Origin of the sequence: Shewanella rhizosphaerae (assembly GCF_019457655.1) — a bacterium.
GTDB lineage: Bacteria > Pseudomonadota > Gammaproteobacteria > Enterobacterales > Shewanellaceae > Shewanella > Shewanella loihica.
The window spans coordinates 1167866-1192485 of sequence record NZ_CP080420.1; the positions used below are offsets into that span (position 1 = coordinate 1167866).

A 24620-nucleotide genomic window follows, 5' to 3' on the forward strand; every position below is an offset into this window, starting at 1 on the left:
GCACGCAGCGAGTCCATCCCTGGATGCTCTGCGAAATCATCCATGATTTCGAAGGCCAAAAGCGTGTTTACACCCGGCTATCTATCTCTTCGATTTGACGATACTGTTGAGTTGGCTATTGAGGCTCTATTCATAGGGCAATTCTTCAAAGCTTAGCGTGAAGTGGGTTTTACTTAATTCTGCCTTATAGATAGGAATTTGTTTACCTCGAATAAGCTTGCTGATCTTCTTGATATCTTGGTCAGAAGCTCTGCAACCGACAAATACAGCAGATATGCAATCAGGAGGAAGTTGAAACAGAAAAACTGAAGATGGTAATACTGCTAACGAACTGAATATTTCGTTTAGTATTGTTTCGCTAGCGCTATACTTCATCTCTTCATAGTCATCAGTGGAATTCCCATCCCTGTCTTGGTTGTTGAATCTTTCATACTCTTCTGGGTTAACTTTAAAAGTAATTGATTGTTTGTTTCTTTCTACAATATCGAACAGTTTTATGTATATGTTGTCATAAAAGTCATGAAGCTGTTCGAATAAAAGTTTATCAACTTGAACATAGTCAGCAACCATTAATTTAGGTAAAATTCTATGCTCTTTCTCATAAATCCAGTCGTCACTTTTAGTCAGAAGTAGGTCTTTAACGCAAATTTCATTTTGTAGGGGAGAGAATCGCTCTCGATTATATAATACTCGTTCTATTGTATTTGATGATGACAGTTTGTAGTTAAAGTAGTAGTTTAGTTTTTCGTAATCAAATTCAATGACTATTCCTTTGTGCTCATTTGCATAGTGCGACCACATAAGTAAGTTGTTGTAATTTTCCGTGAATGAAATGACACCTACTTCATTGAAGTTACCGTCCGTAGAAAACTGTTCTGCTTGCTCAAAAAAATCTTTACTTAGTCCGTCGCGTAGAACTTTATCGACAAGGTCTTGAGCTGGACTTAATTCAAATGGATCATTTAGTACACCTCGTTGACTAGCTCTAAGCCTAAACTTCAGGAAGAAATCTTCTCTATAAGGCATATATTTGTATATCTTTTTCATACTTGATTATACTCATTTGGCTTAGACTAAGTGTTATGTATGTTGAATGAACTTGTTTTGTATTAAAGTGAATCTTGTGTGGAATGGATTCAATTCATTTTTTTACCTTGTCGGTGATGGACTCTATCGCGTCGGAATCTGATGATTAAAATAATTTAGCCACCATAATAAATTATTTAATAATTTATTTCTCCTACATCAACATGATTTTATGGAAGTTTGAACGATTTACGAAATCTTACATATCTTGGGATTGAGTAACGCTAAATCGAAGAGAGATAATTTCCCAGTGTGAACACGTTTTTGGCCTTCGCCAGCATGGATGCTGGCACAGAGCCCACAGGGATGTGCTCGCGGCGTGCCAAAAAAGTGTTTGCACAACCCCCGCCGGGCAGGCGATAGGTAGCCATGAAGGTGTGACTTTCAAACCCCCTTTAAACCCCAATACAGCCAGACGCTACAAAATCCAAAACCAAAAAACCAGCCTGGTTTTCCCCAGGCAAAAAAAAAGCGCTTTAACTCTCACTCAAAGTTAAAGCGCCAATCACAAGCCAAATAGTGCGGCTCAGAGACTGAGCCGTTCCAGGTTTAAGCCTCGAAGCTGTTTAATATCCCGAGCGCGGCATCGCGGCCCTCGGCGATGGCGGTGACCACAAGGTCTGAGCCGCGCACCATGTCGCCACCGGCGAACACCTTAGGGTTACTGGTCTGGAAGGGGTTATCGGCCACCTTAGGTGCCACCACGCGGCCCCATTGGTCTAACTCTATGCCATAGTCGCCAAACCACTTGGCGGGGCTCGGCTGGAAGCCGAAGGCGATGATGATGGCATCGGCCTCGATCAGCTGCTCGCTGCCCTCAATCGGCTCAGGGCGACGACGACCCGAGTCGTCCGGTGCACCCAAGGCGGTCTCGACACATTCGATGCCGCTAACCGCGCCGTCGCTGGTCTTGATGGCCGTCGGCTGACGGTTAAACAGGAAGTTGACTCCTTCCTCGCGGGCGTTTTGCACCTCGCGGCGTGAGCCCGGCATGTTCTCTTCGTCGCGGCGGTAGACACAGGTTACCTCGCTGGCGCCCTGTCTGACGGCGGTGCGCACACAGTCCATGGCGGTATCGCCGCCACCGAGTACTACTACCTTCTGACCGGCCAGGCTCAGGTAAGGCGTCTCTTCGTCTGTGGTGCCCATGACGTTGTGGGTGTTACCAATCAGGTAGGGCAGGGCCTGGTAGACGCCCTTGGCATCTTCGTTTTCCAGTCCGGCCTTCATCGGGGTGTAGGTACCCATGCCGAGGAAGACGGCGTCATAGTCGGCCAGTAGGGTGTCGAAGCCGATATCTTGGCCCACGGTGATGCCCAGCTTAAACTCTATGCCCATCCCTTCCATGACGGTGCGGCGGATCTCCATGACAGACTTATCCAGCTTGAAGGCGGGAATGCCGTAGGTGAGCAGGCCGCCTATCTGAGGATGCTTGTCGAACACCACCGCCTTGACGCCGTTGCGGGCGAGGATGTCGGCGCAGCCAAGGCCGGCTGGGCCCGCGCCTATGATGGCGACGCGTTCCTGACGCTTGACCACCTTGCTCATGTCTGGGCGCCAGCCCTGGGCGATGGCGGTGTCGGTAATGTATTTCTCCACGTTGCCTATGGTGACGGCGCCAAAGTCGTCGTTGAGGGTGCAGGCGCCTTCACATAGCCTGTCCTGGGGACAGACGCGGCCACAGATCTCTGGCAGTGTGTTGGTCTCATGCACCAGCTCGGCCGCCTCGAGTATGCGTCCCTGTTTGGCCAGCTTCAGCCAGTTGGGGATATAGTTGTGCAGCGGACACTTCCACTCACAATATGGGTTACCACAGTCGAGGCAGCGGTCTGCCTGCTCGTTGACCTGAGGCTGTGCAAAGGGCTGATAGATCTCGATAAACTGCGTGGCGCGATGCTTGGCGTCATGCTTGGTCGGATCCTTACGGCCTACTTCGATAAATTGAAAATCGTTACTCATGGCCATTACCCCGCTACCACTGCTAATGCAGGTTCAGTTTGTTCCAGACGCAGGAGATCATCGAGCGCCACATTCTTAGGCTTGACCAGGACGAAACAATCGATCCAGTTTTCAAAATCGTTTAACAACATCTTGGCGTGCTCGCTGCCGGTCTCGGCCACGTGCTCTTCGATCAGTCCCTTGAGGTGCTGTTGCTGAATCGGTGCCGTCACCTTCTGCATATCCACCATCTCGGTGTTGAGACGACGGTTGAAGTGGCCGAAGCGGTCGAATACATAGGCGAAGCCGCCCGTCATGCCGGCGCCGAAGTTAACACCCGTCTTACCCAGCACTACCACGATGCCGCCAGTCATGTACTCACAGCCGTTATCGCCCAGGCCTTCGACCACGGCGATGGCGCCAGAGTTACGCACTGCGAAACGTTCGCCCGCCTGACCGGCCGCAAACAGCTTACCGCCGCTGGCGCCGTAGAGGCAGGTGTTGCCAAGGATGACGCTTTTTTCGCTCTGGAACATGCTGCCCACAGGTGGATAGAGGGTGATCTTGCCGCCCGACATGCCTTTACCCACATAGTCGTTGGCATCGCCGCACAGATCCAGTGATAGGCCAGGGGCGTTCCAAACGCCGAAGCTCTGGCCCGCGCTGCCGCTGAAGTTAAGCTGTATCGGCGCCTTGGCTCCCTGACGACCGACTTTGGTGGCAATGTAGCCAGACAGCGCCGCGCCTACCGAGCGGTCGGTGTTGTTGATCTCAAAGCGTGCGGTCAGTGGCTCGCCCTGATCGACGGCCGTTTGGCTGTGGCTCAAAATTTTCTGGTTAAGCTCGCCCTTGTCGTCGGTTGGGTTGGTCTCACGCCAGGTGAGGGCGCAGCCCTCTGGCACCTCTGGCTTGTAGAGGATGGCGGACAGATCCAGCTGTTGCTGCTTGTCTGTGGCGCCTTCAAGCGCCTCGAGCCAGTCGCTGCGCCCTACGAGCTGTTCGAACTCGGTGACGCCGAGGGCGGCCATCCACTCGCGGATCTCACGGGCCATAAACTCGAAGTAGGTCATCACACGCTCGGGCAGGCCGTGGTAGTGATTGTCCCTCAGCTGCTTGTTCTGGGTCGCCACGCCGGTGGCGCAGTTGTTCAGATGGCAGATACGCAGGTACTTACAACCCAGGGCGATCATAGGCACGGTACCGAAGCCGAAGCTCTCGGCGCCCAGCAGGGCCGCCTTGATCACGTCTGTACCCGTCTTGAGGCCACCGTCCACCTGCAGGCGGATCTTGTGGCGCAGGCCGTTGGCGACCAGCGACTGATGCACTTCGGCCAAACCCAGTTCCCACGGGCTACCGGCATATTTCACCGAGGTGATAGGGCTGGCGCCCGTGCCGCCGTCGTAACCTGAGATGGTGATCATGTCGGCATAGGCCTTGGCCACGCCTGTGGCGATGGTGCCAACGCCTGGCTCGGATACCAGCTTGACCGAGATCATCGCCTTGGGATTTATCTGCTTGAGGTCGAAGATCAGCTGAGCCAAGTCTTCGATGGAGTAGATATCATGGTGCGGCGGCGGCGAGATCAGGGTGACGCCTGGGCGCGCGTTACGCAGCGCGGCGATCTCTACACTCACCTTGTCACCGGGCAGCTGACCGCCTTCGCCTGGCTTGGCGCCCTGGGCGACCTTGATCTGCAGCACCTCGGCGTTCACCAGATAGTGCGCCGTGACGCCGAAACGGCCCGAGGCGATCTGCTTGATGGCCGAATTACGCTCAGAGTTGAAGCGGCGCGGATCTTCCCCGCCTTCGCCCGAGTTAGAGCGACCGCCGAGGCGGTTCATGGCCACGGCCAGTGCCTCGTGGGCCTCTGGGCTGAGGGCGCCGATACTCATGGCGGCGCTGTCGAATCTTGGATAGAGAGTGGCTGCGGCTTCGACCTTGTCGAGCTCGACAGCCTGTTTGTCACCCTTGACGGTGAAGAGATCCCTCAGGGTCGCCACGGGTCTGTCGTCCACCAACTCGGTGAAGCGCTTGTAGACGTCATAGTCTTGGTCACGCAGGCTCTGCTGCAGTGTGTTGACCACATCCGGGTTGAAGCAGTGGTATTCACCGCCTTCTACATATTTCAGCAGGCCGCCCTGAGGCAGGGGCTGATGAGCCTGGAAGGCAAGTTTCTGCAACGTTTGTTGATCTTTCTCCAGCAGGGCAAAGTTCGCGCCTTCGATGCGGCTGACCACACCCTTGAAGCAGAGCTCAACCACCTCAGATGACAGGCCGATAGCTTCGAACTGCTGGCTACAGCGGTAGGAGGCCACGGTACTGATCCCCATCTTGGACATGATCTTACGCAGTCCCTTGTCGATGCCCTGACGGAAATTGAGCATCAGCTGTTGGGTCTCGCGCACGCCATGACGGCTGGCCAGCGCCGAGATACTCTCGTAGGCCAGGTAAGGGTAGATGGCGGTGGCGCCAAAGCCCAGCAGTACGGCGAAGTGGTGCGGATCTCTGGCCGAGGCGGTCTCGACTATGATGTTGGTGTCGCATCTCAGGCTCTTGTCGACCAGTACGCGCTGCACGGCGCCCACGGCCATGGCGGCGGGGATCACCTGCTTACTCTTGTCGGTCGCCCTGTCGGAGAGGATCAGCAGTGTGGTGCCGGTACGTGCCAGGCGCTCGGCCTCGTCGCAGACACGGCGAATGGCTGCCTCTAAGCCTTCACTGAGGTCATAGTTAAGATCGACAGTGTTGGCGCGGTAGTAGGTCGAATCCAGTGCCAGCAGCTGGTTGAAGTCGCTGTAGAGCAAGATAGGCGAGCTGAACATCACGCGGTAGGCGTGGCCCGTGGTCTCGTTAAACAGGTTCTGCTCACGGCCGACACAGGTGGCCAAAGACATCACATGCTTTTCACGCAGCGGATCGATTGGCGGGTTGGTCACCTGGGCGAATTTCTGGCGGAAGTAGTCGTATAGGGTACGGGACTTCTTTGACAGCACGGCCATAGGCGTATCGTCGCCCATGGAGCCCGTGGCTTCTTCGCCTTTCTCGGCCAGTACCCAGATCACTTGCTCCAGTTCCTCGCGGGAGTAGCCGAACTGCTTCTGGTATTGCAACAGGGTGTCGGCGGAGAACTCGCATACGCCTTGGGCCTCGCTCGGCATCTGCTCGGCGGGGATCAGGGTCTGACTGTTCTTGGCCATCCACTCCTTGTAGGGGTGGCGGCGCTTAAGGTCGTTATCGATCTCAAACGAGGAGTAGAGCTGACCGTTGAGGGTGTCGAGCACCAACAGTTCACCCGGGCCGACACGGCCCTTCTCGACCACTTCGTCCGGGGCATAGTCCCAGATGCCGATCTCGGAGGCCAGGGTCAGGATACGGTCTTTGGTGATCACATAGCGTGATGGGCGCAGGCCGTTACGGTCTACCGCACAGGCCACGTGGCGGCCGTTGGTCATGACGATACCGGCTGGACCGTCCCAGGGCTCCATATGCATGGAGTTGAAGTCGTAGAAGGCCTTCAGCTCATCGTCCATCTCTGGGTTACTCTGCCACGCGGGCGGAATAAGTAAGCGCATGGCGCGGTAGAGGTCCATGCCGCCGGCAAGCAGCATCTCCAGCATGTTATCTAATGAGGAGGAGTCGGAGCCGCTCTCGTTGACGAAGGGCGCCGCCTGCTGCAGATCCGGCAGCAGTGGGGCATTAAACTTGTAGGCGCGGGCGCGGGCCCACTGACGGTTACCCGTGATGGTGTTGATCTCGCCGTTGTGGGCAAGATAGCGGAACGGCTGTGCCAGCGGCCACTTGGGCGAGGTATTGGTTGAGAAGCGCTGATGGAACAGGCAGATGGCGCTTTGCAGACGTATGTCGGCCAGATCCGGATAGAAGGCCGGCAGATCGGCGGGCATCATCAGCCCCTTGTAGACGATCACCTGACCAGAGAGGCTGGCAACATAGAAGTCTTCGCAGTCAGTTATCTGCTGCTCAAGGCGGCGACGGGCCATATAGAGGCGACGCTCGAGATCTTTCTCACGCCAACCTATGGGTGAGTTGATCAGCACCTGCCAGATCTTGGGCTGGCTGGCCTGGCCTATGGGGCCTAATACCTCAGGGTTGACCGGGACTTCACGCCAACCGGCCACACTCAGTGTCTCTTTCTCCAGCTCACGTTCCAGGGTGCGTTTGGTGTAGTTGGCCTTTTCCTCATCTTGGCTTAGGAACAGCATGCCCACGGCAAACTTACGGCTCAGGTGCCAGTCGTTCTCGCTGGCCACGGCTTCGAAGAATTTAATGGGGAGTTGCATAAGTAGGCCACAACCATCGCCGGTACGACCGTCGGCGGCAATACCACCACGGTGTTTCATGCGATCCAGGCCATGAATGGCTGTACGTACAATTCTATGGCTGGCTTCGCCATCCATCTGGGCGATTAAGCCAAAACCACAGTTATCTCGTTCAAAACTGGGGTGATACAAGCTCATATAAAAACTCCCTAATACTAACCAATACTACGTCGGGGAAATTCAAGCGATTGATGTGCACCCGAACCATCCAAATTAACTTTTGCCTAGTAAAAGGTCAATTCAAATTTGTGCATAAAGTATGACTAGGGTGGGGCGTTTAATACGGTTTATATTTTAACCTTACGTTAACGTCAACTGTAAAAGTTGCTGTATAACATTATGAATAAAAAGAATTTTGGGTGTAGCTTCGAATCTTTTTTACTAAAATGTAACAAAAAGGATTATTGTCTTTTAATCTAAAAAAGTGATTTTTATTGCATATACAGTGAATTATTTAACAAATCTTAGACCAATGTATTAGCCAATACTGTGCTGCGCCCCTAAGTTTGCACCGGCTTTGTGAGCTGGCGCACCGGGAAAGGCGCCAAAAATTGATGTAGCACCAAGAATAGCGCCAGCAAGCCAGTTACAATCGCCGCCCTTTTATCGATCGAGAGAATACCCCGTGGGACTGGATAGCCATGTCAACACCTTTGGCCTGCATTGCAAGCGTCAGTATGGTCAGCGCCTCAAGAAGCTGACCCTGGATGCCAAGTTTACCTGCCCCAATCGTGACGGCAGCCTGGGACGGGGTGGCTGTACCTTCTGTAATGTGGCCTCCTTCAGCCATGAGCATGGCTCGGTAGACAGCATCGCCGTGCAGCTGGCCAATGGCCGCGAGCGCGCCCAGGGCAAATCCAGCAAGTTCATCGCCTATTTTCAGGCCTATACCAGCACCTATGACGAGTATCAGTTGCTCAAGCAGCGCTATGATGAGGCGGTGGCCGACAGCGATATCGTCGGCCTGTGTGTCGGCACCCGTCCCGATTGTGTCAGCGACGAGGTGATCGCCCTGCTGGCCGGTTATCAGGCCCGTGGCCTGGAGGTGTGGCTGGAGCTCGGGCTGCAAAGCGCCAACCTTGAGACGCTTAAGCGGATCAATCGTGGACATGGTTTTGAGGAGTATCGTGATACTGTCATCCGGGCGAGAAAGGCGGGATTAAAGGTGTGTACCCACCTGATCTTAGGGCTGCCAGGTGAGAGCCATGAGGACTTTTTAGCCAGTCACAGGGCGGTGCTGGACGCCGGAGTCGATGGGCTCAAAATTCATCCACTGCATATCGTCGAGGGCAGCACCATGGCCAAGGCCTGGCGGGCCGGGCGCATGAGTTTATTGACCCAGGAAGCCTACGCAGAGAGCGTCGGCGAGCTGATTCGTCTCACGCCTAAAGAGGTGATTTTTCATCGTGTTACCGCCTACGCCAAGAAACCTATGCTGCTGGCACCCGACTGGTGTGCCTATCGCTGGGAGGGGTTAGTGGCCATCGTCAAGAACCTGGAACGCCTGGGCGGTCAGGGTCATTATTTGACCGATTCGGCAGGTGATCAATTGTCGGTTTAGGCGCAAAAAACGTGAATAATTGAGCAATTAATTTAACGCATGGTTAATGAAAGGTTAAATAAGGAGCTATTTAACTTGCATATGCTTCAATTAGTTGCGCCCGTCATTCTAGGCGCTATTATGGGGTGAATTTTATTCTTGTCCCGTCAGCTTTTTTCGAGAGGTGCCTTAAGATGGCAACAGCCGAGTTAGAATCAATATTGGATCTCAACACACTTGAGCAGTACTGCAGCGCTATCGGTGCGGGCACTTTGCTAAAGAGTGTCGTCTTGTTTGAACAGTTGATGCCCGAGTATGTTGGCAACCTGGTCAACGCTAAGGAAGCACAAGACAAAGATACCTTATGTTCTGAGGCGCACAAGTTCAAAGGCGCTGCCGGTTCTGTGGGACTGAAACGCATCCAGCAGTATGCTCAGCTATTGCAACACGGTGAGGCGGCCGAGTGGCCAGCCGAGCACGGCACCTGGCTGCAGGTGATCGTGGACAACGCCAGCCAGGATCTGGCCGAGCTGAAGGCTTATCTGGAATCTAAGGCCTAATAGGTCAAAGCCTGTAAATCAGAGCTAGCCAAATTTGATAGCGCCCTCGATGAGAGATCATCGGGGGCGTTTTTGTTTGTGCATTCTTTGGCCGCTTTTGGGCAGCGCTTCACACTTCTGGCAAAAGAGAGGGTTAATCCCGGAGCCGCTTGTGCTAGAGTTAGATTGAGTAATTGAATGTAAATGGAAGTTGGTAATCGATTTTATGAAACATCTGCCGAGCCTGAAAAACCTTTACTATCTGGTCAATCTCTATCAGGAACAGAACTTTAATCGCGCGGCCAAGCTGTGCCACGTGAGCCAGTCGACCCTGTCGAGTGGGATTCAAAACCTGGAGGAGCAGCTTGGTCATCAACTGATCGAGCGCGATCACAAGTCCTTCATCTTCACCGCCATCGGCGAGGAGGTGGTGCAGCGCTCCCGCAAGCTGCTGACCGACGTCGACGATCTGGTGGAGCTGGTGAAGCACCAGGGCCAGCCGATGACAGGGGATATTCGCCTGGGCTGCATTCCCACCATCGCGCCGTTTCTGCTTAGCCGGGTGGTGAAACATTGCCAACAGGAATATCCCGAGCTGACGCTGTTTTTGAAGGAAGACACCACGGAGCGACTATTGGACGCCTTGGGTAAGGGTGAGCTGGATCTGTTGCTGCTGGCCCTGCCGGCTGACACCAGTGGCTATCACAGCATGAAGGTGGGGATAGATCCCTTTAAGCTGGTGATGCATAAGGAGCTGAGCAGTGAGGTGCATCAGCCGATAGATTACAAGGCGCTGCCCGATGAGAGCATCTTCCTGTTGCAGTCAGAGCACTGTATTACCGGTCATGCCATCAGCGCCTGCAGTCTGGCCGATAGCGACAAGATCAACCCCTTCGCGGCGACGAGTCTGCACACACTGGTGCAGATGGTAAACAGCAAGCTGGGAACTACCTTCCTGCCACAGATGGCGATCGATGCGGGGATATTGAACGATACGGATCTCACCGCCCTGACGCCGCCGGGTGAGGCGCCTTACCGGGATATCGGTCTGGTCTGGCGTCAGACCTCCAGCCGTATCATGACCTTCAGAACCTTAGGTAAGGCGATTCAAAGCTTGTTGGAACAGGCGGAGGCGGAGAGTTAGTTTTAACTATTGCTACCCTTGGGGGAAACGCCATACACCTCGATAGAGTGTTGTTTCCCCTTGAGTTTGATTGGACCAAGGTTGGTAAAGTCGTAGTGACTGTCGCCAGTGTCAATAAGCGACTGCAGTGAGCCTGAGATCAGCATGCGCTGCCCCAGTGGGTTACACTGATCTTGAAGTCTCGCCAAGGTATTGAGCACGTCGCTGAAGAAGCTGATCTCCTGCTTCTGCACCCCAACCACAGCCGCCACCACCTGACCACAGTGGGCCGCCGCCTTGAACTTAGGCACGAAACCATACTGCTCTTCGAAGTACTTGCGCTGCCAGTTAAGTTGCTGGCTGAACTCATAATAAATATTGAAGCTGCGATCTTCTATGATGCCGTTTTCCAGCGGCCAGTGGATCAGCACGGCATCGCCCATGTAGCGATAGATCTCGGCGTCGTTGTTGACCACAGTGTCCGATAACAGGCTAAAGCAGTCCTGGATCAGGCGGCTGAAGCGATAGTCACCCAGAGATTCCGCGTGGGTGGTCGAGGCCACCATGTCCAGATAGAGAAACAGGCGCTGTTCGTATCTGGGTCTGTGGTATTTACCCAGGCCGATATTAAACAGAATACGTGGGCCGACGAGCAGAGCCATCTGCTCGATGAAGGCCAGGCCGACACGCACCACCACCAGATAGATGATCAGGGCCTGGAACGAGGGGCTGTAGAGAATATGTGCGGTCAACATCTGCCTGAGGGTCGACATATGGTTCTCGATGGCCCACATGTTGAGGAATTGGGTCATGTAGGCGAGTGTGGTCGCCCCAAGCAAGAGGAAGAGTCCCTTGAAGATCACCGAAAACAGATAGGGCAGGCGATTGATGGCGCTAAAGTCGGCGATCAGGTTCGACATCCAGTGCAGACTACCAAAGATGATCCCCATATAGATCGCCAGGGTCGCGAGATCGGCAGTGCCTACCGCCCATTGGGGCAGCTCTGGTGTTTGCGCATAGCGGAAAAACACAAAGGCCGCCATGGCAATAGCCCAAGCGAAAATGGCAAATATGAGCTTCTTTGCTTGAATGCGTGCTCTCACAGTGACAGAAAATTCCTAAATGCTGCACAAATCTCAGGATGCGCTAGTGTATAGAAAACACCCCTACAATTTCCAGTGATATTTGTGATCTAAGTCAAATGAAGTCTAGATGTGCCAAAAAAGCGACAAATTTATGTTGAACAAGTGTTAAGTTACCGTGGTGATTGTTTTTTTCTTGGGGGATGCTGACAGAAAGTGGCGCACTTTGTCGATTATCTAAAAGTCTAAAGTGTGAGAAATGACCCTTCTCTGTCACCCCTTTTAACTAGAAGGAAAATTGCGGTTCGAATCACCTTTAAATAGCGATTCGAATAGCCACGACTGGCCAGCTCAAATCGCCTAGAAATAGCGGCTCAAGATCTGCTGAGTGAAGGGGATCTTAAGATAGAAGCCCCGCGGGTTGGTGAGTTTAACCTGACCATCTTGCGCTATACTCTGGGTGAGCGCGCGGCTGTTGGCGCCTTTGGGCCTGAGCTGCAGCACCTCGCCGTGACGGGCGGTGATCTGCTCGACCTTGCCTAAGGCGATAAGCTCCATGATCTCTTCCCAGTCCTGACGTATCTGCGCCATCTCTTCTTCGCTCGGGGTCCAGAGGATGGGACTGCCGATACGCCGCTCGCCAATCGGCTTGTGGCGAATGCCTTCCACCGGGATCCACAGCACCCGCTGTAACTTATGATATACCAGACTCTCTTGCCATCTTAGGCCGTTGATATTCATTAGCGGGGCGACGGTGACATAGGTGGTCTCTAGCGGCTTACCCGATTCATCCACAGGAATGGTTTTGAGCTCGACGCCGAGATGGAGAAAGTCCTGCTCCGGCTTAGAGCCGGCGGTGGCCCCCAGTTCGAGTTCGATAAGCTGGCCTATCCAGCCTTTGTCTCGTTTCAGGTTGCTCGGCACGGCGACATGGTGAAGCTCGGCCAGCTGCCCCAGAGAGAGTCCGGCCATCTCCTGGGCGCGCTGCATCAGCTCGTCGAGGGATTCGGGGGGAAGAATTTTACTTTTCATGGGGAGGGATTTTACCCGAGTTATGCACTTAATCAATCGAGGTTAAAAATTGTGCGATCTTTTTAGGACAGGGAGATCCTTGAGCCTTTTTAAATTAAGTGACTGAAAAACATCGTTTTAGCCATGTTGTCCATTTAACCTCATCGCGAGTTATTTAAGTTACTCTGTGATTTCCCCACCCTTTCCAACACACTTATCCACAGATTTATTGGATAACTGAATAAGTCTGTCACAGGTCAGAATAAAAAAACCCTTGTCAAGGGGATTTTGATGACATTTTTCCGCTGTCAGAGTCGATAAATCTATTTATCTGTGAATAACCTTTGGGGACTTTATGTGGTTTTTTACTTGACATAGGCTTTGGGTGTTTTTTGTGCGATCTCTGAGTGTGAACAAATGATCTCACAGTGTGAACAATTTATTTTTATTTAATTACAGTTGCTTATTGATTAAATCTCGGCTGGCGTCTGCTTGGGTATTGCTCCGAGATTTGGCTGAATTGACAATTTTAACTGAGTTTCAAACAGAGATATCCACAGATTTTGTGGATATCCTCCGGTTTGCTCGCCAGGCTCTGTTGATAAAAGTAAAAATTTTAGTTTTTTATCCAAACAATATCTGTTAATGGGGAATTGCCGCCGACGCCGCTTTGTGAAACAATCGATTCATTAGATTATTTCATTTTGGAGTCCATGTGATTGATAGTGACGGCTTTCGTGCAAATGTAGGCATCATTATCTGTAATCGCTTTGGGCAGGTGATGTGGGCCAGAAGATTTGGTCAACATTCCTGGCAATTTCCGCAAGGTGGCGTAGATGAAGGCGAAAGCGCCGAGCAAGCCATGTATCGGGAGTTGTATGAAGAAGTTGGGTTAAGGCCTGAACATGTGCAAGTGTTAACCTCAACTCGTTCCTGGTTGCGTTATAGATTACCTAAACGGTTAATTAGGCAAGACAGTAAACCCTTATGTATCGGACAGAAACAGAAGTGGTTTCTATTACAATTGAAGAGTCAGGAGTCTGCCATCGATCTGGCGGCCAGCGGCCACCCGGAGTTTGATGACTGGCGTTGGGTCAGTTACTGGTATCCGGTCAGACAGGTGGTATCCTTTAAACGAGACGTGTACCGCAAGGTAATGAAAGAGTTTGCGCCGACGGCTTTGCCGTTTCAGGCTCAGGAAAATACTCAAGGCGGCAGAAGAAGAGGTCGCCGCAGGTAGCTAAGATGGCAAGCAATAGAGGGAGAGGTAGGCTGTGTTAAAGACGCTCAGAGACATCACTCAGGCAGTAGCCGCAGCCGATGATCTTCAATCAGCCCTCTCGTTGCTAGTCCGCCAGACCAAGTCGGCGATGGAGACCCAGTGTTGCTCCATCTATATCCTGGAAGAGCAGGAGCTGGTGTTATCGGCCACCGATGGCCTAGACCCCAGAGCCGTGGGCAAGGTCAAGATGCCCATGAGCCAGGGCCTGGTCGGCCTGGTAGCCGAACGCGAAGAGCCGGTCAACTTGGCCGATGCCCAGCAACATCCCAGATTTAAGCTATTCACCGAAGTCGACGAGGAAGATTTTCGTGCCTTTCTCGCCGTCCCCATCATCTATCAGAAATTAATCCTAGGCGTGTTGGTGGTGCAGCAGGCCGACGCACGCCAGTTTAGCGAGGCCGAAGAGGCCTTTCTGATGACGCTCGCCGCCCAGTTGGCGGTGGCGGTGCGTGAGCAGCGTAAGAAGGCCGAGGTGAAATCGGCGCCGGATAAGTGTGTCTATACCGGTACCTCGGCCGCCAGTGGCGTAGTGATCGCCCACGCCATGGTGCTGGGGGGCGAGATCCCCCTAGAGCAGCAGGGGCGTCGCACTAAGCAGGTCGACGAAGAACTGCTAGCCCTGAGTCAGGCGCTGGATGCCTGTCGCAACACCCTAAGCGCCCTGTCCCAGCGCTTCGATGGCGAGAATGAGAAAGAGGTGCAGTCTATCTTCTCCGCCCTGCAACTGCTGCTGGATGATACCAGCCTTGGCGGTGAATATGGGCGGGAGATCCAGGCGGGCTGGACGGCTATCTCGGCGGTGAGCCGGGTGTCGCTGCGCTACATAGATCATTTCCAGCAGATGCAAGATCCTTATATGCAGGAGCGGGCGACGGATATCCGCGATCTGGGCCAGAGGGTGCTGCGAGAGCTGATCGAGCCGCAGAAGATGCAGCTGGAACTGGATGTGCCCGTGATTTTGGTGACCAAGGAAGCCACGGCGACCATGCTCGCCGAGTTCCCCCAGCACAAGCTGGTGGGTATAGTCACAGAGCTTGGTGGGGTGAACTCCCACGCGGCTATCTTAGCGCGCGCCTTCGGCGTCCCGGCGGTGATTGGTGTCGAGGGGATCCTCAATGCCGGTATCGATGGCAAGCAGCTGATCCTGAACGCTAATCGCGGACAGGTGCTGATCTCGCCTACACCGACGCTGATCGGTGAGTATCGCAGCCTGATCTCGGCGGAGAAGGCGTTGCAGAAACGCTATGCCCAGGAGCTGTCTAAGCCTGCCATGACCTTAGATGAGCGGCGAATTCATCTCTATCTCAATGCCGGGCTGTTAAGCAGTCTGGCCTCAGAGATCGCCGAGGGCGCCGACGGCGTCGGCCTGTATCGCACCGAGATCCCCTTCATGCTGCAGACCCGCTTCCCCAGCGAGGCCGAACAGGTCGAGGTCTATCGTCAGGTGTTGAATGCAGCGCTTGGGCGTCCCGTGGTGATGCGCACCCTGGATGTGGGCGGCGACAAGCCATTGTCTTATCTGCCTATTATCGAGGAAAATCCTTTCCTTGGCTGGCGCGGGATCCGTCTGACGCTGGATCATCCCGAGCTGTTTCTGGTGCAGCTCAGAGCCATGCTCAATGCTTCGGGCGGCGGTGAGCAGCTGCATATTCTGCTGCCCATGGTCTGCTGTTTAGACGAGATAGATCAGGCCATCGCCTACCTGGAGCAGGCTTATCTCGAGGTGAAGCAAGACGTTCATCCAGACCTGCAGCGGCCTAAGATAGGCATAATGCTGGAGGTGCCTGCGCTGCTGTTCCAGCTCGAAGAGGTGGCCAAACGGGTCGACTTTATCTCTGTCGGCTCGAACGACCTGACCCAATACCTGCTGGCGGTCGATAGGAACAACCCAAGAGTCAGCACGCTATATGATTCCTATCATCCAGGGATCTTACGGGCGCTGACCCAGGCGAGGCTGGCGTGCCGAGAATACAGACTACCAATAAGCGTCTGTGGTGAGCTGGCTGGCGAACCCATGGGCGTACTGCTGCTGGTCGCCATGGGCTATACCCAGTTGAGTATGAATCAGGGCAGCCTGGCCAAGATCAATTATCTGATCCGCAGGGTGTCCTATCAGGACTTGAGCGAGCTGCTTGCCCAGGCGCTGTCACTCACCAACGGCTTCGAGGTGAGGGAGCTGCTCACGCTCTATCTGAAAGAGAAAGGCCTGGACGAATTCCTATAAGTGAGTTTCTGTAATTGAGTCTCGACTGTGAGCGCTAGGCAATTTCAATCTGTCGGTAATTCCTTTAAGCTAATGCCTCCTTTCGCCACTGCCGTCGAGGTTACATGTTCACCATAGTTGTCAGTTGTATTGCCCTGGGGGCCTTCATCGGTTTTATGGCGGGCCTGTTAGGCATCGGTGGTGGCGTGATAGCCGTACCTGTATTGCTGTTTCTTCTGCCCATGGCGGGCGTAGTGCCAGAGCATTTGACCCATGTGGCTATTGCCACCTCGTTGGCGGCGATCATCCTAACCGGGGCCTCATCGGCTAGGGCCCATCACGCCCGAGGTAATATTCCCTGGCATCTACTTACCATCATGCTGCCGGGATTGATAGTCGGCGCCCTGTCGGCAGGCTTTATCTCCTCACTGTTTTCTGCTCAGCTACTCAAGCAGGTATTTGCCGGCTTCTTGGTGTTGATGGCGTTGCAGATGGTGTTTCCCTTTAAGGCGGCAGAGGGCGAGCGTAGCTTGCCCGCGAGTCCCTATCTGTTTGTTACCGCAATGTTTGTCGCCATCATAGCTGCATTAATGGGCATAGGCGGCGGCATCTTGTTTATCCCATTCTTGAGCTGGTGCGGCGTGCAGATGCGTCACGCCATAGGTTTCTCCTCGGTAACAGGGCTGATGATCGCCTTGTTTGGTAGCCTCAGCTATGTATTTGCTGGCTGGGCGACTCAAGGGCTGCCAGAATACACCCTGGGTTATATCTATCTGCCAGCCTTGTTCGGCATCGTCTGCACCTCTATGCTGACGGCACCACTGGGGGCGAAGGCGGCAAGTGTCTGGCCGACGGCAAGGCTGAAGAAAATATTTGCCGCCATGTTATTTTTTACCGGGATCAAGTTAGCCCTCAGCTAGAGATGGCCGTAAAAAAGCGGTTGATAGAACAAAGGCTCGGCTAAAGCTAGATTAAGACTCGATTAGGGAAGGGCGCTAAAGTCCCCATCCAAGCAACAATGATAAGTAGGATAAGATGAAACAGTATTTGGCATTATGTGAACGAATCATCAATGAGGGCGTCTGGGTTGAAAACGAGCGCACGGGAAAGCGCTGCTTAACCGTGATCAATGCCGATCTGGAATACGATGTGGCCGCCAACGAGTTTCCCCTGATCACCACCCGCAAGAGTTTCTGGAAGGGGGCGATTGCCGAGCTGCTGGGTTACCTCAGGGGCTATGACAATGCCGCCGACTTCAGAAAGCTGGGTGCCAAGACCTGGGATGCCAACGCCAATGAAAACAGTGCCTGGCTGAATAACCCTCACCGTAAGGGCCATGACGATATGGGCCGGGTATACGGGGTGCAGGGCAGAGCCTGGGCAAAGCCAGATGGCGGCGCAGTAGATCAGCTGAGAAAGATAATCGATAACCTGTCAAAGGGGGTCGATGATCGCGGCGAGATCTTAAGCTTCTACAATCCAGGTGAATTTCATATGGGCTGTCTGCGTCCCTGCATGCACACCCATAACTTCTCTTTGCTGGGCGATACCTTATACCTCAACAGTTTCCAGCGCTCCTGCGATGTTCCCCTAGGGCTAAACTTCAATCAGGTGCAGGTGTTTGCCCTGCTGGCGATTGTGGCGCAGATCACAGGTCACAAAGCGGGCAAGGCCTACCATAAGATAGTCAATGCGCACATCTATGAAGACCAGTTACCCCTGATGCAGGAGGTGCAGCTTAAGCGCGAGCCCTTCCCGTCACCTAAGCTAAGCATCAATCCGGATATCAAGTCGCTGGAAGATCTCGAGACCTGGGTCACCATGGACGATTTCGAGGTGACTGGTTATCAGCACCACGAGGCGATTCAGTATCCCTTCTCTGTCTAAGAGTCAATCTTAAGACTGAGGAATTTCTGAGGTAAGGCGCGGTAGACTCTTTGTGAGTCGGCGCGCTTTATTAATTTATTCTGCATAAAAAATCCCCCTTTCAATCTTAATCTTCCTGTGATCCCCGTCACAGACGGCTTTAATCGGCACTCCCGCTAAGTAAAACTGCATGCTATTGATTAGTCCGTGGTGACTGACTACACTTAACACCTCGGAATTACCGATGTTTAATGCCGATGCAAACGATTATTCAGCTAGGTTGCATTCCGCTAGACTCAATACATTAAGTGTTTTTGGAGTTTATTTATGGAAAAGGCGATTAGAAATTTTCTGAGCCAGGAATCGGCCGGTGGCATCTTATTGATGGCGGCCGTTATCTTGGCGATGATAATGGCGAACTCCCCGCTATCAGGCCTGTATCAAGGCTTCCTGCACACAGAGATGCAGGTGCGCGTGGGCAGTCTGGATATTGATAAGACGCTGATCCACTGGATTAACGACGGCCTGATGGCGTTGTTTTTCATGTTGATCGGCCTGGAAGTGAAGCGTGAGCTGCTGGAAGGCGCATTGTCGAGCCGCGAGCAGGCATCCTTGCCAACCTTTGCTGCTATAGGTGGCATGATCTTCCCCGCGGCGATCTACCTGATCTTTAACTATGCCGACCCTATTACTCAGGTGGGCTGGGCAATTCCTGCCGCTACCGATATCGCCTTCGCGCTGGGTATCATGGCGCTACTGGGTAGCCGAGTGCCGGTGGCGCTTAAGGTGTTCCTGCTGGCGCTGGCCATCATAGATGACCTTGGTGTAGTGGTGATCATCGCCATGTTCTATAGCACAGATCTCTCGGCGATCAGCTTAGTCGTTGCCGCGCTGGCGATAGTGATCTTGGTGGGGCTAAATCGTAAGGGCGTGACCGCGCTGGCTCCTTATGGGGTGGTGGGCCTGATCCTCTGGATAGCCGTGCTCAAATCTGGGGTACACGCTACCCTGGCTGGTGTGATCATCGCGTTCTGTATTCCGCTGCGGGCCAAAGATGGTAGCTCACCGTCAGAGCATCTGGAGCATAGCCTGCACCCATGGAGCACCTTTGTCATATTGCCTATCTTTGCCTTTGCCAATGCCGGGGTCGACCTGTCGGGCATGAGCCTTGGGGATCTGTTATCGCCTGTGCCTGTGGGTATCGCACTTGGCCTACTGCTGGGTAAACCGCTTGGAGTACTGCTGTTTAGCTTCGTGGCGGTCAAGCTTAAGCTGGCTGCATTGCCCGAAGGCATGGGCTGGCGTCATATCGCCCCCGTGGCAGTGATGTGTGGTATCGGCTTTACCATGTCGATGTTCATCTCATCCCTGGCCTTTATCGGCGATGGCGAGGCTTACGGCGATCTGGCAAGGCTCGGCATTCTGACCGGGTCGATCATGTCGGCGGTGATAGGTTATTTTTGGTTATCTAAGGTGCTTCCAGAGAAAGGAGAAAAATCATGAAAAAACTCGTCGTGACACTCATGCTCTCATTCGGCTTGACCGGGGGCGCCTATGCCAGCCAGCTAGAGGCGTGCGATAAAGATGTCAACAGCGTCGCCTGTCAGCATTACTTGGAGGGGGTTGTCGACGGTGCCCTCATGTTTAAGCCCAAGTCTATGGGTAAGCGGGTCGAGACCAATGGGTATGAGTCCCGCGCGCTCAAGTACCGTAGCGGCAAACGCTTCGAAGAGGCCAACCGCACCTATTGCGAGGGACGGCTGCCGGATCGAGATAGCCTGGTGCAGGGACTCTCCGAGGCCGTCGAGGCCGGTAAGCTAGATTCGATAGAGACGCTAAGCGAAGTCATGTACAGCATGATGGATTGCCAACGTCTTAAATAGCAGGAGAGACGCGAGCCTTGATGTCGCATCTGAACTATAACCATCTCTATTATTTCTGGATGGTGCATAAGAAGGGCTCGGTGGCCAAGGCCGCCGAAACTTTATGTTTGACCCCGCAAACGGTAACCGGGCAGATCCGCGTACTCGAGCAGCGCCTCAACGGTACCCTGTTCAAGCGGGTGGGGCGTAATCTCGAGCCCACCGAGCTGGGTGAACTGGTGTTTCGCTACGCCGATAAGATGTTCAGCCTCAGCTATGAGATGTTAGATATCCTGAATTATCAAAAGGATAACAATATCTTGTTCGAGGTGGGTATCGCCGATGCGCTCTCTAAGGCCCTGGCCAGTCGGGTGCTGCTTTCGGTTGTGCCCAGCGATGGCTCCATGCATCTAGCCTGTTATGAGGCGACCCACGAGAGCCTGATGGAGCGCTTAAGGGCCCATAAGCTGGATATGATCTTATCCGACTGCGCCGGTGAGTCGCTCAAGTATCCGGAGATCCTATCGAAGAAGCTCGGCGAGTGCGGCGTGGCGTTTTTCTCCTCGACCACCTATGACAAACCCTTTCCCGCCTGTCTGGAGGAGGGCAAGTTGTTGATCCCGGGGAAACGTACCTCGCTCGGTCAGCAGTTACATCACTGGTTCGATGAGAATGGCCTAGATGTCACCATACTAGGTGAGTTCGATGATGCGGCCATGATGAAGGCGTTTGGCTTCTTCAAGCAGGGGATCTTCGTGGCGCCCTCTATCTATAAGCAGGATATTCTCGCCCACGACATGCAGATTCTGGGTGAGACTGACGACATCAAGGAGGTCTACCATGTGATGTTTGCCGAGCGGATGATCCAACATCCGGCGGTAAAATCCCTGCTGGAAACCGACTTTAGCGATCTCTTCGCCGGTAAGGATCTCGAGGTGGAGCGGCTATAAAACGGTGTGAAGCCGGTGGCCTAACTGGTACACTATCGCCAATCGAAAATAAGGGAGTAGTTGTGTGTCAGAGCCAATGAACATAGCCAGAGTAAGATGGGCGTGCCGACGGGGCATGTTAGAGCTTGATGTATTGTTTCAACCCTTTGTTGAGACCCAATATGAACAGCTGTCTATAGATGATAAGGCGGTTTTCGTTCGTCTGTTAGAGTGTGAAGATCCTGAGTTGTTTGCCTGGTTTATGGGCCATGAGGCCTGTCCAGATCCGCAGCTCGCCGAGATGGTGGTCAAAGTTCGTGGCCGGGCGGCGCCATAACTTTCACCTGACAGCCTCCTTCGACCAGCGACTCTCGCTGGTCTGTTTCGCGGCCCTGTGCCTGAGTGCTTTTCTGGTCTGGCCGCCAATCACCTCTTTCTGGTTTCTCACCCTCAAGTATGGCCTCTTACTGGCCACAATTAGTTTCTTTCTCTATCAGTTTATTGCGCTAAGACGTTGGTCTCTTGCCTTCTGGCTGGACGAGTCGGGCAGAATTGGTCTTATCCGCGACGAGTTAGATTCGCATACGCAAGTGCAGCAGGTTGAGGAAGCAATCGAGCAACAGCTTAGTTATCGCAGGATCTGGGTCAGTCCCTTGGTGGTGCTGTTCTGGTTATACGAGGGAGAGCGGAAACGCCTGGTTATCTTATGGCGAGATATGTTTGACGACACAGGTTATCGGCACCTGTGTCGCCTGCTACTAAGGTTTGGCTAACGCCCTTCCTATTGCTCTGGATGCAATATGGTTGGTAGCGGGTTATTACTCTTGTTGGGATGGTCGATATTGTAATGCAGGCCGCGGCTTTCCTTACGCTCCATGGCGCAGCGGATGATAAGCTCGGCGACCTGGACCAGGTTACGCAGCTCGAGTAAGTTATTACTCACGCGGAAGTTGCTGTAGTACTCCTGGATCTCCTGCTGCAGCATTGCACAGCGGCGCAGGGCGCGCTCGAGGCGCTTGTCTGAACGTACAATTCCCACATAGTCCCACATGAACAGACGTAGCTCGTGCCAGTTGTGGGCGATCACTACCTCTTCATCCGAGTTCGATACCTTACTCTCATCCCAGGCGGGCAGAGTACCCGGCATAGGGATCTTGGCCAGCTGGCTCTCGATATCCTCGGCTGCCGCGCGGGCAAACACCAGACACTCAAGCAGTGAGTTGCTGGCCAGACGGTTGGCGCCGTGCAGGCCGGTATAGGCCACTTCACCTATGGCGTAGAGCCCATTGAGATCCGTCTGACCATGCAGGTCTGTCATCACGCCGCCGCAGGTATAGTGGGCTGCGGGTACCACAGGGATAGCATCTTTGGTGATATCTATTCCCAGTTCCAGACAGCGTCTATAGATAGTGGGGAAGTGCTTGATGACAAAGTCGGCCGGCTTGTGGCTGATATCCAGGTAGACGCAGTCGACCCCTAAGCGTTTCATCTCATAGTCGATGGCGCGGGCCACGATGTCGCGGGGGGCGAGTTCGCCGCGCTCGTCGAAGTCTGGCATGAAGCGGCTGCCATCGGGACGCTTAAGGTAGGCGCCTTCACCGCGTAGGGCCTCGGTCAACAAAAAGTTGCGGGCATCGGCGTGGTAGAGGCAGGTAGGGTGGAACTGGTTGAACTCCATGTTGGCCACCCGGCAGCCCGAGCGCCAGGCCATGGCGATGCCATCACCCGAGGCGATATCTGGGTTCGAGGTATATTGGTACACCTTAGAGCTGCCGCCCGTTGCCAGGGCGACGAAGCGAGCCTTAACGGTTTCCACATGCTCTTCGTTACGGTTCCACACATAGGCGCCGAGGACGCGGTTGCCCGGGCGCTTGAGCTTACGTGTGGTGATAAGGTCGATGGCGTTGTAGCGCTCAAGTACCTTGATATTGGGGTGACTCAGGGCGCGCTCCTGTAGCGTCACCTGCACCTCTTTACCTGTGGCATCGGCCGCGTGCAGGATACGTCTGTGGCTATGGCCACCTTCGCGGGTCAGATGATAGGGGGCCTTGCTCTCGTCACCGTCGGCGGTTTCTTCTTTATCGAAGGCGACGCCGCAGTGAATCAACCATTCCATGGCGCTTTTGGCGTTTTCGGCGGTAAAGGTCACAACTTCTTCATCGCATAACCCGGCCCCGGCGATCAAGGTATCGGTGACGTGAGATTCGATGGTATCCTCTTCATCGAACACTGACGCGATACCGCCCTGGGCGTAGTAGGTTGAGCCTTCGCTGAGTGGGCCTTTGGAGAGTAAGATAACGTTTGATTTTTCAGCCAGATGTAGCGCTAAAGTCAGACCAGCAGCCCCGCTGCCGATAACCAAAACGTCAGATTGATGTTCAACTACTTGTTTCATCAGGTATCATGGTAAGTTATGCGAGTATTGTCTATGGTAAACCAAGACGCCATTTATGGATACTGATCTCGCCGTAGAAAATAAATGCGGATATCGCAATTTTTTTTAGAACTTTTTCGATGTGGGCTAGTCTACATATGTGAATATGATTCGAGCGACTGAGAAATCAGCATTTTAGATTTAGGAGTAGTCGGCTCGGATGAGTGGACAGATAAGTGATCAACAACTCGTTGAGCGAGTGCAACAAGGAGATAAAAACGCTTTTAACCTGCTGGTACATAAATACCAGAGCAAAGTGATTAATCTGATTGCCCGTTATGTGCGTAATCAGGCCGACGTGGCAGATGTGGCACAGGAAGCCTTTATCAAAGCTTATCGTGCGTTGCCTAACTTTAGGGGTGAGAGTGCGTTTTATACTTGGTTGTATCGCATCGCGGTCAATACCGCGAAAAATCATTTAGTGGCACAGGGCAGGCGAGCGCCTGCCAACGATGTCGATGCGGAAGAGGCCGAATATTACGACGGCAGTGATGCGCTAAAGGAGTTTGCCTCCCCAGAGCGTCTCATGTTGTCAGATGAGATTCAGAAAGTGGTCTTCGATACGCTCGATACCTTGCCGGAAGAATTGAAGATGGCTATCTCTCTGCGTGAGCTCGATGGCATGAGTTATGAAGAGATTGCCAATGTGATGGAGTGTCCTGTGGGCACAGTGCGTTCACGTATCTTTAGGGCACGTGAAGCCATCGATAAGAAGTTGCAGCCTTTGCTGGAACGATGAAGCATTTTATTCGATACACTAAATTTATATGGGTGATAAATGGATAAGTTAGGTCAGGAATGGGTTTCCGCTGCCGTTGATGGTGAAATCGACGAGCAGGAGTTGGCGCAACTCGCCGCCGATACGGATTCACATGAGAAGTGGCGTGATTATCACATGATAGGTGATGCTATGCGTGGTGAGTTGCCCGCTGCGATCAATCTCGATCTCAGTGCCAACATTGCCGCAGCGATTGAGCTTGAGCCTAGTATCCTTGTGCCTAAGCGTGTCGAAACGCCTGAGGTGGCGCCTCAACGTCAACTTGCGAGTGTGGTTCCGCTATTTAAGCAGTTTGGTCAATATGCCATCGCCGCCAGTGTCGCCTTGGTCGCCGTGATTGGCGTGCAGAATTATAATCAGGGTGGCGTCGAAGATGCGCCTATGCCAGTGCTCAATACCCGTCCGCTGATTGGCAGCGCGTCGCCTGTGAGCCTACAGACTGGCCCGGTACAACAGAATCAAAGTTATACCAATGAGCGTGTGATGGAGCAGCGTCATCGCATCAACACCTATATTCAAGATCATATGCTGCAGCAAAGATTGAATAACAGTGCCAATATAGACGACAATGGTGAGCTTACGCCTATCCCGGTGAATCACTAAAAGCTAT

The 24620-nt window shown here is 53.4% G+C and carries 20 protein-coding genes; 14 read left to right on the plus strand and 6 right to left on the minus strand.

What is annotated here, in order from left to right:
- Nucleotides 1-126: 126 nt before the first annotated feature.
- The 3 genes from K0I63_RS05215 to gltB form a co-directional block, all read right to left on the minus strand.
- Nucleotides 127-1047, minus strand: a complete 921-nt coding sequence (locus K0I63_RS05215) for a DUF2971 domain-containing protein (protein WP_220082770.1) — start codon at nt 1045-1047, stop codon at nt 127-129.
- A gap of 588 nt (nt 1048-1635) precedes the next feature.
- On the minus strand, nt 1636-3045 hold the full coding sequence (locus K0I63_RS05220) for an FAD-dependent oxidoreductase (protein WP_011864835.1): 1410 nt from the start codon (nt 3043-3045) through the stop codon (nt 1636-1638).
- 5 nt (nt 3046-3050) lie between these two features.
- Nucleotides 3051-7499 (minus strand): glutamate synthase large subunit, encoded by a 4449-nt coding sequence (gltB, locus tag K0I63_RS05225; RefSeq protein WP_220082771.1) that lies wholly within the window; start codon nt 7497-7499, stop codon nt 3051-3053.
- 487 nt (nt 7500-7986) lie between these two features.
- On the opposite strand from gltB, the gene mnmL reads away from it, so the two are divergent.
- From mnmL to oxyR, 3 genes are all read left to right on the plus strand, one after another.
- Nucleotides 7987-8922: a tRNA modification radical SAM protein MnmL/YtqA gene (gene mnmL, locus K0I63_RS05230; RefSeq protein ID WP_220082772.1), complete on the plus strand. Its 936-nt coding sequence runs from the start codon at nt 7987-7989 to the stop codon at nt 8920-8922.
- A 173-nt stretch (nt 8923-9095) separates the two neighbouring features.
- Complete coding sequence (locus tag K0I63_RS05235; protein ID WP_011864838.1) at nt 9096-9461, plus strand: Hpt domain-containing protein; 366 nt, start codon at nt 9096-9098, stop codon at nt 9459-9461.
- Between the two features lie 205 nt (nt 9462-9666).
- Nucleotides 9667-10584 (plus strand): hydrogen peroxide-inducible genes transcriptional activator OxyR, encoded by a 918-nt coding sequence (gene oxyR / locus K0I63_RS05240; RefSeq protein ID WP_011864839.1) that lies wholly within the window; start codon nt 9667-9669, stop codon nt 10582-10584.
- Between the two features lie 2 nt (nt 10585-10586).
- Here the strand turns inward: oxyR and K0I63_RS05245 are convergent, their stop codons facing one another.
- Together K0I63_RS05245 and mutH are read right to left on the minus strand one after the other, a co-directional pair.
- Nucleotides 10587-11666 carry an adenylate/guanylate cyclase domain-containing protein gene (locus K0I63_RS05245; protein ID WP_220044536.1) on the minus strand — a complete coding sequence of 360 codons (1080 nt, stop codon included), beginning with the start codon at nt 11664-11666 and terminating at the stop codon, nt 10587-10589.
- A gap of 339 nt (nt 11667-12005) precedes the next feature.
- Nucleotides 12006-12677, minus strand: coding sequence for a DNA mismatch repair endonuclease MutH (gene mutH, locus K0I63_RS05250; protein WP_220058831.1), 672 nt, complete (start codon nt 12675-12677; stop codon nt 12006-12008).
- A 694-nt stretch (nt 12678-13371) separates the two neighbouring features.
- Here mutH and rppH point away from each other — a divergent pair.
- The 9 genes from rppH to K0I63_RS05295 all read left to right on the plus strand — a co-directional run bounded on the left by rppH (nt 13372) and on the right by K0I63_RS05295 (nt 21571).
- Entirely contained in the window at nt 13372-13896 is a 525-nt protein-coding gene (gene rppH / locus K0I63_RS05255) for an RNA pyrophosphohydrolase (RefSeq protein WP_011864842.1), read from the plus strand.
- Between the two features lie 34 nt (nt 13897-13930).
- On the plus strand, nt 13931-16162 hold the full coding sequence (ptsP, locus tag K0I63_RS05260; protein ID WP_220082773.1) for a phosphoenolpyruvate--protein phosphotransferase: 2232 nt from the start codon (nt 13931-13933) through the stop codon (nt 16160-16162).
- A 104-nt stretch (nt 16163-16266) separates the two neighbouring features.
- Entirely contained in the window at nt 16267-17061 is a 795-nt protein-coding gene (locus K0I63_RS05265) for a sulfite exporter TauE/SafE family protein (RefSeq protein ID WP_220082774.1), read from the plus strand.
- 115 nt (nt 17062-17176) lie between these two features.
- Complete coding sequence (locus tag K0I63_RS05270) at nt 17177-18028, plus strand: thymidylate synthase (RefSeq protein ID WP_220082775.1); 852 nt, start codon at nt 17177-17179, stop codon at nt 18026-18028.
- Between the two features lie 306 nt (nt 18029-18334).
- A complete protein-coding gene (gene nhaA / locus K0I63_RS05275) occupies nt 18335-19510 on the plus strand; it encodes a Na+/H+ antiporter NhaA (protein ID WP_011864846.1) in 1176 nt (391 codons plus the stop codon).
- Nucleotides 19507-19890, plus strand: a complete 384-nt coding sequence (locus K0I63_RS05280; RefSeq protein ID WP_220082776.1) for a hypothetical protein — start codon at nt 19507-19509, stop codon at nt 19888-19890. The genes nhaA and K0I63_RS05280 overlap by 4 nt, the downstream gene beginning before the upstream one ends.
- 20 nt (nt 19891-19910) lie before the next feature.
- Nucleotides 19911-20819 (plus strand): transcriptional activator NhaR, encoded by a 909-nt coding sequence (gene nhaR, locus K0I63_RS05285; protein ID WP_011864848.1) that lies wholly within the window; start codon nt 19911-19913, stop codon nt 20817-20819.
- A 76-nt stretch (nt 20820-20895) separates the two neighbouring features.
- Complete coding sequence (locus tag K0I63_RS05290; protein ID WP_220073918.1) at nt 20896-21135, plus strand: FAD assembly factor SdhE; 240 nt, start codon at nt 20896-20898, stop codon at nt 21133-21135.
- The gene (locus K0I63_RS05295) at nt 21116-21571 is read left to right on the plus strand and encodes a protein YgfX (protein ID WP_220082777.1); all 456 of its coding nucleotides are present in this window, start codon (nt 21116-21118) and stop codon (nt 21569-21571) included. The genes K0I63_RS05290 and K0I63_RS05295 overlap by 20 nt, the downstream gene beginning before the upstream one ends.
- 8 nt (nt 21572-21579) lie before the next feature.
- Here the strand turns inward: K0I63_RS05295 and nadB are convergent, their stop codons facing one another.
- Nucleotides 21580-23193: an L-aspartate oxidase gene (gene nadB / locus K0I63_RS05300; protein WP_011864851.1), complete on the minus strand. Its 1614-nt coding sequence runs from the start codon at nt 23191-23193 to the stop codon at nt 21580-21582.
- A gap of 199 nt (nt 23194-23392) precedes the next feature.
- Between nadB and rpoE the strand changes: the two genes are divergently transcribed.
- Complete coding sequence (rpoE, locus tag K0I63_RS05305) at nt 23393-23971, plus strand: RNA polymerase sigma factor RpoE (protein WP_011864852.1); 579 nt, start codon at nt 23393-23395, stop codon at nt 23969-23971.
- A 39-nt stretch (nt 23972-24010) separates the two neighbouring features.
- Nucleotides 24011-24613: a sigma-E factor negative regulatory protein gene (locus tag K0I63_RS05310; RefSeq protein ID WP_011864853.1), complete on the plus strand. Its 603-nt coding sequence runs from the start codon at nt 24011-24013 to the stop codon at nt 24611-24613.
- Nucleotides 24614-24620 lie beyond the last annotated feature (7 nt).

Excerpts from the sequence above, each read along its gene's own strand:
- K0I63_RS05215 (WP_220082770.1), bottom strand. The coding sequence starts at position 1,047 with ATGAAAAAGATATACAAATATATGCCTTATAGAGAAGATTTCTTCCTG.
- K0I63_RS05220 (WP_011864835.1), bottom strand. The coding sequence starts at position 3,045 with ATGAGTAACGATTTTCAATTTATCGAAGTAGGCCGTAAGGATCCGACC.
- gltB (WP_220082771.1), bottom strand. The coding sequence starts at position 7,499 with ATGAGCTTGTATCACCCCAGTTTTGAACGAGATAACTGTGGTTTTGGC.
- K0I63_RS05235 (WP_011864838.1), top strand. The coding sequence starts at position 9,096 with ATGGCAACAGCCGAGTTAGAATCAATATTGGATCTCAACACACTTGAG.
- oxyR (WP_011864839.1), top strand. The coding sequence starts at position 9,667 with ATGAAACATCTGCCGAGCCTGAAAAACCTTTACTATCTGGTCAATCTC.
- mutH (WP_220058831.1), bottom strand. The coding sequence starts at position 12,677 with ATGAAAAGTAAAATTCTTCCCCCCGAATCCCTCGACGAGCTGATGCAG.
- K0I63_RS05265 (WP_220082774.1), top strand. The coding sequence starts at position 16,267 with ATGTTCACCATAGTTGTCAGTTGTATTGCCCTGGGGGCCTTCATCGGT.
- K0I63_RS05270 (WP_220082775.1), top strand. The coding sequence starts at position 17,177 with ATGAAACAGTATTTGGCATTATGTGAACGAATCATCAATGAGGGCGTC.
- nhaA (WP_011864846.1), top strand. The coding sequence starts at position 18,335 with ATGGAAAAGGCGATTAGAAATTTTCTGAGCCAGGAATCGGCCGGTGGC.
- K0I63_RS05280 (WP_220082776.1), top strand. The coding sequence starts at position 19,507 with ATGAAAAAACTCGTCGTGACACTCATGCTCTCATTCGGCTTGACCGGG.
- nhaR (WP_011864848.1), top strand. The coding sequence starts at position 19,911 with ATGTCGCATCTGAACTATAACCATCTCTATTATTTCTGGATGGTGCAT.
- K0I63_RS05290 (WP_220073918.1), top strand. The coding sequence starts at position 20,896 with ATGAACATAGCCAGAGTAAGATGGGCGTGCCGACGGGGCATGTTAGAG.
- nadB (WP_011864851.1), bottom strand. The coding sequence starts at position 23,193 with ATGAAACAAGTAGTTGAACATCAATCTGACGTTTTGGTTATCGGCAGC.
- rpoE (WP_011864852.1), top strand. The coding sequence starts at position 23,393 with ATGAGTGGACAGATAAGTGATCAACAACTCGTTGAGCGAGTGCAACAA.
- K0I63_RS05310 (WP_011864853.1), top strand. The coding sequence starts at position 24,011 with ATGGATAAGTTAGGTCAGGAATGGGTTTCCGCTGCCGTTGATGGTGAA.